Source organism: Saccharopolyspora antibiotica (assembly GCF_047200635.1).
Classification (GTDB): Bacteria; Actinomycetota; Actinomycetes; order Mycobacteriales; family Pseudonocardiaceae; genus Saccharopolyspora_C.
The window spans coordinates 132,372-146,133 of record NZ_JBJZOI010000004.1 but is presented as its reverse complement, the minus strand read 5'-3'; the positions used below and the strand labels follow the sequence as shown (position 1 = coordinate 146,133).

Here is a 13,762-nt window from a genome sequence, read left to right as displayed (position 1 = left end):
TGAGCCGCTGCACGAACGCCGCTCCGACGATGGAGTCGAGCCCGTAGTCCGCGAAGGCCTGCTCCAGCCCGATCCGGTCGGCGGGCATCCGCAGCGCCTCGGCCAGCGCGGCCAGCACGACGTCCCGCACGCCCGTCACCGGGGCCGGGACCGGCTCCGGTTCCCGCGCCGCGGGTTCCGGGCTGGGCACCTCCACCGCGCGCGGGGCGCGGGCCAGGCCGTCGCCGCGCGCGAGCACGACCTGCTGCCCCAGCCCCAGCGCGTCGGCGGCCGGGTGCTCGACTCCGGTGAAGCCCTCCTGGCGCAACACCCGCTGCCAGCTCTCCGGCGGCAGCGCGGGACTGCCCGGTGCGCGCAGCTCGGCGTCCTCGTGGAGCCACCATCCGTCCAGCAACCCGAAGGTGAGGTGGTTGACCAGGTAGAACCCGCTGATCTCGTTGAGCGCCAGCAGCCCGCCCCCGCGCAGCAGCGCCTTCGCGTGCCGCAACGCGGGCCGGATGCTGTCGGTCGCGTGCAGCACGTTCGCCGCGATCACCACGTCGAAGCCGCCGGGGGCGAGGCCCTGCTCGTGCGGCGGGCGCGCCGCGTCGAAGATCCGGCAGCTCAGGAAGTCCCGGCCGGGCCCGAAGGTGTCCCGCGCGGTGTGCAGGAAGGCCTGCGAGAGGTCGGTGAAGCAGTACTCGGCGAGCTCGATCCCGCCGCGCGCCAGCGCTTCCAGCACCGGCCCGGTCGTGCCGCCGGTGCCCGCGCCGATCTCCAGCACCCGCAGCGGCGCAGCCGGATCGGCCGCGCGGCGGCCTCGCAGGAACGCCACGACCTGCTCGGCCAGCACCGCGTTGAAGTGCTCGGCGACCCGGTTGTCCCGGTACACCCCGGAGACCAGGTCGAAGGAGCCCTGCGGGAACAGCACGTCGGTGGCGGTGCGGGCACCGCGCAGCACCTCGCCCAGCGCGGGCAGGGTGCGCTCCAGCAGCCGCAGCGGGGCTCGCAGGTCGGGATCGAGGTCGGCCCACCGGGGTGCCGCGCGCAGCCAGTCCGCGCGGGCCCCGGCGGCGTCCCCGGTCCCGGAGGCCCACCGGCCCTCGGCATCGATCAGCCCGTGCTCGGCGAGGGTGCGCAGCGCGGCGGCGAGCCATCCCTCGAACCTCGCGTCGATCCCGGCGCGCTCCCGGCCGCGCTCGTCGGCGGGATCCAGTCCCAGGGCGCGCAGCTCGGCGGCCAGGCAGCGGCGCAGGGCCGCGTCGACCTCGCCCGGCACCGGGCCGGCGTGGTGCTCCGCGAGCGCTCGGGGCAGCACCACCTCGGCGGCGGCCACCGGTTCGGCCGCGACGAGCGGACGCGGGTCCAGCACCTCGCCGGTCAGGACGCCCTCCACCGGAAGCGGCCTGCCGAGCCGCATGAACCCGATCTGGTGCAGCGGCCCGGCCAGCAGCCGGTCGATCGCCCCCATCGCGGTCGCGGTGTCGATCGGGGCCAGGCCCATCGCGGTCACGTCCCGCAGCAGCTCGTCGGGGACGTTGCCCCAGTAGCCCCAGTTCACCACCTTCACCGGGAAGCCCAGCTCCGCGCGCAGCCGCTCGGCGCGGGCGTCCTCGAAGGCGCAGGCGGCCGAGTAGTGCGCCTGGTTCGCGTTGCGGATGAAGCTCACCAGCGAGGAGACCAGCAGCAGGAAGTCCATCCGCTGCCCGGCGAACACGTCCGCGAAGTGCACGCAGGGATCGACTTTCGCCCCCAGCGTCGCGTCCAGCTCGGACTCGGTCATCTCGGCGAGCGGGGTGTGGCTGAACACCATCGCCAGGTGCACCACACCGTCGATGCGGCCGTGGCGGCGCAGCACCTCGTCGCGCATCCCGGCCAGCGCGGCGGGATCGGCGGCGTCGGCGGACAGGTACTCGGGCGCCCGGCCGCCGGCGGCGACCTGCCGCGCCCGCTCCCGGATCGCCTCGTCCTCCGCGCGGCGACCGACCCACACCACGCGGGCGTCGTGCGCGCGCAGCAGGTGCTCGGTGAGCAGCGCCCCGAGGTCCCCGGCGCCGCCGATGAGCACGTAGACGCCGTCCCGGCGCAGCGCGGGCTCCGCCGGTTCCGGGGAGGGCGCCACCGGCAGCAGCTGCCTGCGCAGGTACTGGCCGCCGCGCCGGGCGAACGGGTGCGCGCGGCGGTCGGCGGGCAGCGCGAAGACCTCGGCCGGGACGAACGGCTCGTCCCCGGCGAGGTCCACCGCGCGCAGCCGCCAGTGCGGCTGCTCCTTGGCGAGACCGCCGAACAGGCCGTGCAGCCCGGCCTGCGCGGGGTCGGCGGTGCCGGCGCCCTCCGGGTCGAAGGCGTCGGAGGTGAGCAGGGTGAGCCCGAGCGCGACCTCCTCCCGGCCCAGCCGGGTGAGTTCCCGCAGCAGCCGGAACAGGCGCCGGGTCGCGCGGCGCTGCTCGGCGAGCCGCTCGTCGGCGGTGCCGCCGGCCCGGGTGCGGAAGCGCAGGACGACGTGGTCGAGGGGCCCCACCGAGGCGAGCGCGTCCGCGTCCTCCTCGCCCAGCTCCACCGCCTCCGGGTGGTGGGCGCGCAGCGCCGCCAGTTCCGCCGCGTCCAGCCCGACCGCGAGGACGCGAGCGGTGGCGGCGGGGAACGGCCTGCCGCGCAGCAGCCGGGCGGGCTCCCACACCGGGTGCAGGGTGAGGTCCCCGGCGGGGATCTCGTGCGCCCCGGCGACGACCTCGTCGGACGCGGTCGTGTCGCCGGACGCGGGGGACGCGGCGGGCGGAGCCGGATCGGGCCGCTCCCGCCTGGCGGGGACGGCCGGGGGCTCCCCGAGCCCGTCGGTGAACCAGTACCGCTCCCGCGCGAACGGGTAACCGGGCAGGCCGACCCTGCGCGGGCGCGGGCCCTCGGCGTGCAGCAACGCCCAGTCGACGGGCATCCCACCGGCCCACGCCTCCGCCAGGGGCGCCAGCTTGCCGCGCCGGGCCCAGCGCGCCGCGGTCTCCTGGAAGTCCTCGTCGGCGAGGAAGCCCCGCACGGCACCGCCGCCCCCGAGCTCCACGTGCCCGCCCTCGGGCGTGCCGCCGCGCGCGCAGCGGTCCAGCGCGTCGACCAGCGCGGCCAGCTCGTCCACGACCACGGCGAACCGGGCCCGCATCGCCTCGCGGCCGACCTGGAGGGTGTAGGCGATGTCCGGGAGGTCCGCGTCGGACCACTCCCCCGAGCTCAGCGCGTCCCGCAACCGGCCCGCGGACTCGCGCAGCCGCTCCTCGTCGGCCGCCGAGAGCACCGCGACCACCGGGCCGCCCGGGCGCACCGGGGGCTCGGGCGCGAGGTGCTCCTCGACCAGCAGGTGCGCGTTGGCCCCGCCCGCGCCGAAGGCGGACAGCCCGGCCAGGCGCGGCCGCCGCCCGCGACGCGGCCAGGGCGCGGCCTCCCGCTGCAGCACGAACGGGGTGCGCTCGAAGTCGATGTCCGGGTTGGTCCGCTCGGCGTGCAGCGAGGGCACGAGGGTGCCGTGCCGCAGTTGCAGCAGCAGCTTGCTCAGCCCCGCGATGCCCGCCGCCGACTCCAGGTGGCCGATGTTGGACTTGGCCGAGCCGATCGCGCAGAACCCGCGGTCCGCGGTGAACTCGCCGAACGCCGCCGAGAGCCCGGCGATCTCGATCGGGTCGCCCAGCGCGGTCCCGGTGCCGTGCGCCTCCAGGAAACCGATGTCGCGCGGGTCCGCTGCCGACCGCCGCCACGCCTGCCGGATCACCGATGCCTGCGCGTTCGGGTTCGGCACGGTGAAGCCGTGGGTGCGGCCACCGTGGTTGACCGCGCTGCCCCGGATGACGCCGAGCACCCGGTCCCCGTCGGCGAGCGCGTCGGCCAGCGGGCGCAGCAGCACCGCGCCCACGCCCTCGCCCGGCACGTAGCCGTCACCGCCCTCGCCGAAGCTGCGGCAGCGCCCGTCGCTCGCGGCGAACTGGCTCTCGCCGATCATGAGGTACTTGCTCGGGTGCAGCGAGAGGTTCACCCCGCCCGCGAGCGCCGCCCCGCACTCGCCGCGTTCGAGCGCGGCGATGGCCAGGTGGACGGCGGTGAGCGCCGAGGCGCACATGGTGTCGACCGCGACGCTCGGGCCGCTCGCGTCGAAGAAGTGCGAGACGCGGTTGGCGATGGAGGCGAGGCTGCCGGGCACCACCACCGGATCACCCAGCGCGGTGCGCTCGGCGCCGTGCAGCTGGTACTCGGAGTACATCGCCCCGACGAACACGCCCACGTCCCCGGCGTCCGCGCCGAGCCCGGCGCGGGCCGCCGCGCGCAGCGCGTCCCTGGTGTACCCGGCGTCCTCCAGCGCCGAGTGAGCGGTCTGCAGGAACAGCCGCTCCTGGGGGTCCATCGTGGACGCCGCCTTCGGCGAGATCCCGAAGAACAGCGGATCGAACTCGTCGACGCCGTCGAGGAAGCCGCCCCACTTGGTGTAGGTCGTGCCGGGGACGCCGCGCCGCTCGTCGAAGTAGCGCTCGTGGTCCCAGCGCTCCGCCGGGACCTCGGTGATGCTGTCGCGGCCGGCGAGCAGGTTCGCCCAGAACTCGTCCAGGTCGCGGGCCCCCGGGTAGCGCCCGGCCATGCCCACGACGGCGATCGCCGTGCCCTCCTCCTCCGGGCCCTCCTCCGCCGGGCGCGGCACAGCCGGGTCCGGTTCGGCCGGTCGCCGCGGATCCGGCTCGGGCGCGACGGTCGCCGGAGCGGCCTCCGCTCCGCTCCCGACGAGCTCGGCCAGCGCGTCCGGCCGGGTGCGCAGGAAGTGCTCCACCAGCCCGTCGATGGTGCGGACCTCGAAGAACAGCGTGCTGCCGACGTCGTCGAGCACCCGGCGCACGGCGTCGGTCAGCTGCACCACCAGGATCGAGTCGATGCCGTAGCGGTCGAAGGAGACGTCGGCGCGGATCTCGGACGCGGGCAGTCGCAGCACGTCGGCGACGAGGCCGCGGAAGTAGTCCCGCGCGGCCGCGGCGACCGGCTGCCCGTCGCCCGCGTTCCGGCCCACCGGCGCCGGGTCGGCCGGAGCGGGTTCCTCCTCCGCCGCGGCGGGTTCCGCTGGCCCGGCGGTAGCCGGCAGCGCGCCGCGGAACGCCGAGACCTGCCGGGGCTGGCGCACCGCGCCGTCGCTCTCGGCGATGATCACCTGCTGGCCGAGGTCCTCGGCGCCCTCGGCCCCGACGAACGCCGAGCGGAACCCGACCTCGCCGAGCACCCGCCGCCAGCTCTCCGGGGACAACCCGGGCGAACCGGCGATGCGCGGCGCCGGGTCGTCGTAGAGCCACCACCCGTCGAGCAGCCCGAAGGTCAGGTGGCTGAACACGATGTTGTCCGAGAGCTCGTTGAGCAGCAGCAGCGCGTTCGGCCGGGCGGCGGCCTTCGCGTTGCGCAGCGTGCGGCGGATGTTGCGGGTGGCGTGCAGGACGTTGGTGGCGATCACGACGTCGAACTGCCCGGGATCGGTGTCCTGGCCCGCGAGCGGTCGCTCCGCGTTGAAGATCCGGGCGTCCAGGTAGGGCGCGATCTCGCCGTAGGCCTTCTCGGCGTGCAGCAGGAACGCCTTCGAGATGTCGGTGTAGCGGTAGGTCTCGACGTGCTCGGCCCAGGGCTGGAGCCTGCGGAACACCACGGCGCTGGTGCCGCCGGTGCCCGCCCCGATCTCCAGGATCCGCAGCCGCGCCGACGGATCCCGTTCGAGCCTGCGCCGCAGGTAGTCCACCAGCGCGTCGGCGAGGACGTCGTTGAAGTAGTCCGCGACCGGGTTGTTCTGGTAGACCGCCTCGACCAGGTGCAGCGAGGTCTTCGGGAACATCACGTCCGTGGCCGGGCGGCGGCCGGTCAGGACGTCCGGCAGCGCCCGCAGCGTGGTGTCCACCAGCACGGCCTGAGCGCGCTTGGCGTCCTCGGCCAGCCAGCGGTCCTTCTCCCGGTCCCACGCCGACCAGGCCCGCGCCAGGTCCACCGGGCGCGGATCGACGGCGCCGAAGCGCTCCTCGCCGTGGTCGCGCAGGTGCCCGGAACTGGTGAGCACGGTGAGGGTGTGGCGCATCCAGCGCTGGTAGCGCTGCTCGATCCCGGCGGCGGCGCACCACTCGGCGGCGGTGGCGGCGCGGGTGTCGGCGAACAGGCCGAGGGAGCGCAGCAGCGCCCAGGTGATCTCGACCAGCGGTTCGTGCATCGAACCCGCGTGGCCGTCGGCCCCGGCGCGCAGCCGCTCGATCTCGGCCCGCCGGTCGGGTCGCCCGGCGCGCAGCTCCTCGACCAGCGAAGGAGTCGCGGCGGGCAGCTGGGTGAGGGCGTCCTCGGAGTACCGGCCTTCGAGGCTGCGCGCGTCGGTGGCCTTGAGCAGCGCGAGCTGCCGGTGCGGGGAGGCCAGCAGCGCGTCGAAGGCGGCCATGCCCTCGGCGGGCTCGATGGAGCCGAGCCCGAGCCGGGCCATCCGCTGCCGGTAGCCGTCGGCGGTGACGATGCCGACTCCGGCCCAGTACCCCCAGTTCATCACCTTCACCGGGCAGCCGAGGCGTTCCTGGAGCCGCTCCGCGAAGGCGTCGCCGAAGGTGCAACCCGCCGCGTAGTTGGCCTGGCCGGGGGCCTTGAAGAAGGACTGCATGGAGGAGAAGAACGCCGCGAACCGCAGCGGCTGCCCCGCGAACACCTCGGCGAGGTGCGCGGAGATGTCGGCCTTGGTGGCGAAGGTGGTGCGGAACCGCCGCTCGTCCATGCGGGCCAGCGTCTGATCGCCGAGCACGATCGCCGAGTGCAGCACCCCGGTGATCGGGCCGTGGCGGCGCACGATCTCGTCGCGGGCGCGGGCCAGCGCCGCGGGATCGGTGGCATCGGCCCGCACGTAGTCCGGGCGCGGGCCGAGGGCGGCGAGCCGGTCCTGCCGCACGGTGATCTCCGCGTCCAGCGGGCGGCGGCCGATCCAGACGACCTGGGCGCCGTGCTCGCGCAGCACGTGCTCGGTCCACACCGCCCCGATGCCGCCCGCGCCGCCGATGGCGACGAGCACGCCGTCCTGCCCGGGGGGCCGCTCGGCGACGCCGGGCTCGGGGACTTCCAGCAGGCGCTGGCGGTACCACTCGCCGTGCCGGTGCGCGAGCGTCTCCCCGCGCGGGTCGGCGGGCAGCTCCAGCAGCGCGGGCCACGGGACGGCGTCCTCGACGTCGGCGGAGCGGCAGCGCCAGTGCGGGTACTCCTTGGCCAGCGTGCCGACGAGGCCGTGCACCCCGGCCTGCGCCGGATCGGAGCTGGGATCGCCGGGCAGCGCCCTGCCGCGCCGGGTCACCACCGTCAGCCCCAGCTCGCGCGCGTCCGCTCCCCCGGCCAGCAGCGCCTTCACCAGGCGGAACAGCGCGAGGGGCGCCTCCTCCGGGGAGCTGGTGGCGGGCGCGGTCCACACGACGTGCTCGACGTCAGCGGGCAGCAGCCCCGCGAGGTGCTCGGTGCTCGTCTCGGCACCGGTGTCCAGCAGCACCGCCCCCGGGTGGTGGCGGCGCAGCTCCGCCCGTTCGTCCTCGGTGCCGCCGAGCACCGCGACCCGCGCGCCCGGGGCGGGCCAGCGCGGGTGCTCCTCGGCGGGCAGCGCGTCCCAGACCGGGGCGAGCAGCGTCGCCGCCGGCTCCCCCGATCCCGGGAGGCCGGAGCGGCGGGAGGTGTAACCCCGCAGGCTCGCGCTGAGCCGGCCGCCCTCGTCGTAGAGGTCGATGTCCACCTTGGTCGTCTCCCGGCCGGGCGCGGGCTCGTGGCCCGGGGTGTGGCGCAGGTGCGCCCACATCCGCTCCGCGGTGGGGGTGAAGACGTCGATCGCGTCCAGCGCGAAGGGCAGGGCGGGCGCGCCGCCCCGCTCGGCGAGCGCGCCGGTGGCGTCGCCGTGCAGGCCGACGACGGCCTGGATGGCGCTGTCCAGCATCGCGGGGTGCAGGCCGAAGTCCTCGGCACCGGTGCCGTCCGGCAGCACGAGCCGGGCCAGCACCTCGCCGTCGCCGACGAAGAGCTCCTCGACGGCGCGCAGCCGCTCGCCGTGCTGGATGCCGACGGCGCCGAGGGCGTCGGCGCACTGGCGGCGGGTCAGCGCGTGGTGCGCGCAGCGGGCCCGCAACGCGGCCAGGTCCGCCGGTTCGGGAGAACCCGGGGCGCCGAACCGGCCCTGCGCGTGCACCTCGCTCCCGTCGCGCAGCACCCGGAACGTCTCGCCCTCGACCCGCACGGTCAGCTCCGCGCCCCGCTCGTCGACGGGGAACGGCGCGGGCCACACCACGTCGCGCAGCCGCACCGGCCCGCTGCCGGCGGCGCGGCGCGCGGCCTCCAGCGACACGACGCCGGGCAGCACGGCGCGACCGTTGACGTGGTGGTCGGCGAGGAAGAACTCCTCGCCGCTGAGCGGGATCCGCACCGCGGCCGCGTCCACCGGGGTGGCCGGGCGGTCGATCCAGTACCGCTGCCGCTCGAACGGGTAGGTCGGCAGCGGGACCTGCACCCGCGCGGCGGGCGGGAAGGCCTCCGCGAACCGGTCCACCTCCCCGCGCACGTAGGCCAGCGCGAGCGCGTCCGGGCCCAGCCCGCGGGACCCGTTGGCGGGGCGGGCGCCCGCCGGGGCTTCCCCGCTGAGCACCGGGTCCGGTGCCGATCCGGCGAGCCAGTCGCGCAGCCGCGCGGCCAGCGTCGGCAGGTCGGCGGCGACGGTGGCCAGGCGGTGCGGGAAGTGCGCGCGTCCGGCGGCGAGGCTGTGCGCGACCGCCCCGGCGGGCAGCACCGGCTCCCGGTCCAGGTGCGCCAGCAGCCGCCGCACCACTTCCCGCAGCGCGGCGGGCGTGCGGGCGGACAGCAGGAACGGGTGCGGTCCGACGGGTTCGGCGGGCCGGTCGGCGACGTGCTCCTCCAGCACCACGTGCGCGTTCGTGCCGCTGGCGCCGAAGGAGCTCACGGCCGCCCGGCGCGGCCCCGATCCCGGGGTGGGCCAGTCCCGCGCCTCGCGCTCGATCCGGAACGGGCTGCCCTCCAGGGCCACGGCGCGGTTCGGCTCCCGGAAGCCGGGGGAGCCCGGGATCCGCCGGTGCCGCAGGGCGAGCAGGCACTTGAGCACTCCGGCGATGCCCGCCGCGAACTGGGTGTGCCCGAGGTTGCCCTTGATGGTGCCGAGCACCGCTCCCCCGGCGGGCGCCCCGTCGAAGGCGCGGCGCAGCGCCCGGAACTCGATGGGATCGCCGAGCTGGGTGCCGGTGCCGTGCGCCTCGACCAGCTGGACGCCGCCCGGCGGCACGCCGCCCGCCTCGTGCACCTCGCGCAGCAGCCGCTCCTGGGAGGCGGCGCTGGGCGCGGTGAGCCCGTTGGTGGTGCCGTCCTGGTTGACGCCGGTGGCGCGCACGATCCCGTAGACGTGGTCGCCGTCGCGCTCGGCGTCGGCGAGCCGCTTGAGCAGCACCGCGCCCGCGCCCTCACCCGGTGCGAAACCGTCGGCGCGGGAGTCGAAGGCGTGGCAGCGCCCGGAGGGCGAGAGCATCCCGGCCCGGCTCGCCGCCCGGTACAGCCGGGGGGTGGTCTGCACGAACACCCCGCCGGCCAGCGCCAGGTCGGCGGCGCCGGAACGCAGGTCCTGGCAGGCCAGGTGCAGCGAGACCAGCGAGCTGGAGCAGGAGGTGTCGGTGGTCAGCGCCGGACCGGTGAGATCGAGCTGGTAGGCGATCCGGGAGGCCACGACCGACCCCATCGTCCCCCACAGCGTCTGCGCGGGCGCCCGCTCGTCCAGGTGGTCGTGGTAGTCGCCGGTGTAGCAGCCGACGTAGACGCCGCAGCGCCGGTCGCGCAGCCGTTCACCGGTGTAACCGCCGTCCTCCAGCGCGTTCCAGCACTGCTCCAGGAAGATGCGCTGCTGCGGGTCCGCGGAGGCGGCCTCGACCCCGGACATCCCGAAGAACACCGGGTCGAACTCGTCGATGCCGCGCAGGAAGCTGCCGGTGCGGCAGGTGATCTCCTCGTCCAGCGGCCATCGGGTCACCGGCTCCAGCAGCTCCGCCCCGGCGAGCAGGTGGTCCCACAGCGCCGCGGGGTCCTCGGCGTCGGCGTAGCGGGCGGCGAGGCCCACCACGGCGACCGCGTCCGAAGTGGAGGGACGAGTTCTAGCCGCCGCGTCGCGGGATCCGGTGCGGGGCGCGGTGGCGCCGGACTCGGCCAGGAACGCGCCCAGGCGCTCGACGGTGCCGTGGTCGAACAGGTCGGTGGTCTCCAGCTCGGTGCCCAGGGCGGTGTTGAGCGCGTGCACCAGGTTCACGCCGAGGATGGAGTCCAGGCCGTAGTCGGCGAACGGGCGGCGGCGCTCGATCTCGGCGGCGGGCATGTCCAGCGCGTCGGCCACCGCGTCCAGCAGCACCCGCTCCACGTCGGCGGCCGGGGTCGCCGGGGCCGTCGGCTCGGCCGCCGGGCCGTCGGTCTCGGCGGGCCCGTTCCAGAACCGCCTGCCCGCGAACGGGTAGCCCGGCAGGTGGACCCGGGCCTCGCTGCCGGTGTGCAGCGCGCTCCAGTACAGCGGCATCCCCTTCGCCCAGAACCCGCCGAGCTCGTCCAGCTCCCCCCGGGTGATCCACCGCGCCACCAGGGCGCGCGTTTCCTCCTTCGCCGCCAGGGAGCGCAGCGTTTCGCGGTTCGCGCGCACCCGGCCCCGCCGCCAGGGCCCGGTGCCCTCCGGGTCGGCGAGGAAGCCGCGCAGCTGCTCGCGCCACTCGCCGGGCGTGCTCGCCACGAAGCACACCCGCTCGTCCATCTCCTCCCGCCCCAGTTGCAGGGTGGTGGCGGCGGCGGGCAGGTCCGCCTCGCCGGTGCGGTCGAGCCAGCCCGCGAGCTGCGCCGCGCGCGCCAGCAGGTCCTCCGGGGTGCGGGCCGACACCGGCAGCGGAACGGGTCGCGACGGGCTCGGTGCGACCGGGGCGGGGCGGTGCTCGGCGACGACCACGTGCGCGTTGGCTCCCCCGGCGCCGAAGGAGGAGATCCCGGCGATGCGCGGCGCGTCCCCGGCGGGGCGCTCCCAGGGGGCGGCGGAGGTCTGCAACGCGAACGGGGTGGCCGCGAAGTCGATCTCCGGGTTGGGTCGCTCGGCGTGCAGGGTCGGGGCGAGCTCGCCGTGCTCGAGTTGCAGCACCACCTTGGTGAGCCCGGCGATCCCGGCGGCGGCCTCCAGGTGCCCGATGTTCGACTTCGCCGAACCCAGCGCGCACCGCCCCGCCCCGCCGAACGCCTCGGTGAGCCCGTCCACCTCGACGGGATCGCCGAGCCGGGTGCCGGTGCCGTGCGCCTCGACGTACCCGACGTCGGCGGCGGAGACTCCCGCGCGCGCCAGGGACTCCCGGATCAGCGCCGCCTGCGCGCGCGGGTTCGGCACTGTGTAGCCGTTGGTGCGCCCGCCGTGGTTGATCGCGGAACCGAGGATCACCGCCCGGATCGGGTCCCCGTCCGCCTCCGCCCGCGACAGGGGCTTGAGCAGCACCGCGCCCACGCCCTCGCCGGGGACGAACCCGTCGCCGCCCGCCCCGAAGCTGCGGCACTCCGGCCCGGAGGCCAGCATCCGCGAGCGGCACAGCTCCACGTAGCTGGAGGGGTGCAGGTAGAGGTTCACGCCGCCCGCGATGGCCAGTTCGCAGGAACCGCTGCGCAGGTGCTCGCAGGCCTCGTGGATCGCGGTGAGCGAGGCCGAGCACATGGTGTCGATCGGCATGCTCGGACCGCGCAGGTCCAGCAGGTAGGACACCCGGTTCACCAGCGAGCCGAAGGAAGTCCGGGGCGCACCGCTCCCCCGCGCCCGGGTGCGGTCGAAGCCGGTCTTGGTGATCCCGGCGAAGACCCCGACCCGGGAGCCGTGCCGCTCGGCCAGCCGGGCGCGGGTGTAGCCCGCGTCCTCCAGCACCGACCAGGCGGATTCGGCGAACAACCGCTCCTGCGGATCGATGTCGGCGGCCTCCCGGGGCGCGATGCCGAAGAAGGCGGCGTCGAACCGGTCGAAGTCGTCCAGGAAGGCCCCCCACTTGGCGTAGCTGGCGCCGCCCTCCACCGCGCGTTGGGGATCGGGCTCGTAGAAGCCCTCCAGCGACCAGCGCTCGGCGGGGATCTCGCGGACGCTGTCCCGGCCCGCCCGCAGGTTCGCCCAGAACGCCTCCGGGTTCGGCGCGTCGGGGTAGCGGCCGCTGAGCCCGATGATCGCGATGGGCTCGCCGGGCCTGGGTGCTGCTCCGCCGGCGGCGGAGCGCTCCGCGGCGGGCGCGGTCCGGGCGGGTTCCGCCACCGGGGACTCGCCCAGCCACCGGCGGCAGCCCTCGGGGTGGCGCTCGGCCAGGTGCGCGGCGAGCTGCCGCAGGGTCGGGTGCTGGTAGAGCAGCGTCTTCGGCAGGGCGCCGAACCAGGTCGCGAAGCGGCGGTTGAGCCGGGTCACGGCGAGCGAGTCGATGCCGGCGGAGTCCAGCGGCGCGTCGGCGTCCAGCCGGACGGCGTCGAGCCGCAGCTCGGCGGCGACGAGCTCCTTGAGCGCTGGCAGCACCCGGGTCGCCAGGTCCTCGGCGCGGTCGGTCTCCACATCGCCCTCCTCGTCCACGACCAGCAGCTGAGGTGCGCCGAGCGCCAGCGCCTCGCGCAGGGCGCGCAACGCGGTGGCGGTCGGCAGCGGGTGCCCGAACCGGGCGGTGAGTTCCGGGATCGCTTCCCGGTCCGCGGTCATCCCGCCCTCGCGCCACAGCGGCCAGCCGATCGCGGCGCTGCGGCCGTGCCGCTGCCCGGCGGCGACCAGCTCGGCGCGGTGGGCCAGGTGCGCGTCCAGGAACCCGTTCGCGGCGGCGTACCCGGCCTGCCCCGCGTTTCCCAGCGAGCCCGCCGCCGAGGAGAACGCCAGGAAGAACTCCAGCGGCAGGTCGCGGGTGGCGAGGTCGAGGTGCGCGAGCCCGGCGACCTTCGGCGCCAGCACGCGCCGCGCGGACTGGAACGAGGTGCGGACCAGGTAGTCGTCCTCGGTGATCCCGGCGGCGTGCAGCACGCCGTCCAGGCGGCCACGGGTGCGGACCACGTCCGCGACGAGCTCCGCCACCGCCGCCCGGTCGGTCACGTCCAGCTGGCGGTACTCGCCGTGCGGAACGTCCCGCTCCGCCGCGCGCCCGCACAGCACCAGGTGCGCGTCCGGGGCGTGCCGGGCGGCGTCGGCGGCGAGCAGCGCGCCGATGCCGCCCGCCCCGCCGGTGATCAGGTAGACCCCGCCGGGTCGCCACAGCGGTGCCGCGTCCGGGCGCGCGGCGGGTTCCCGGTCCCGCACCTGCCGGACGCCGCCGGTGTAGCGCACGTGCGGGTCGGGGCCGCCGAACTCGGCGTCCAGCAGCTCGGCCAGCCGCTCGCCTCCCGGGACGCGGTCGAACTCGATCAATCGGCCGCGCAGCGCCGGGTCCTCCAGCTCAGCGGTGCGCAGCGCACCGAGCAGGCCCGCGTAGCCGGGCGCGGTGCCCGACGGGCACACGACCTGCACCCAGCTCGCCGCACCCGGATCCGCCAGCAGCCGCTGGAGCTCGCCGAGCAGGCGGATCGCGGCGTGCTCGTAGGCCGCGGCGGGGCGGTCGTCGCGGGATTCGACCCGCGCGATCGAGACCCCGGGGATCCGGGCGCGCAGCGCGGCGACCGCCTCCTCCGGCGCGTCGCAGAGCACCACGAGCCGCCGGGCGTCGCCGGGCGCGGTGGCCGGGCGCACCGGCTCGTCGCGCCACACCGGCAGGCGAAGGATCTGTCGACTCAC

At 76.3% G+C, this 13,762-nt stretch carries 1 protein-coding gene (running past one end of the window); it reads right to left on the bottom strand.

Annotated elements, in window-relative coordinates; translation table 11 throughout:
- Positions 1-13,762, bottom strand: the 5' portion of a protein-coding gene (locus ACL03H_RS04010) for an SDR family NAD(P)-dependent oxidoreductase (protein ID WP_412809690.1). It extends 9,800 nt beyond the left edge of the window; the window shows 13,762 of its 23,562 coding nt (coding positions 1-13,762); the start codon lies at positions 13,760-13,762; its stop codon lies off the left edge, out of view.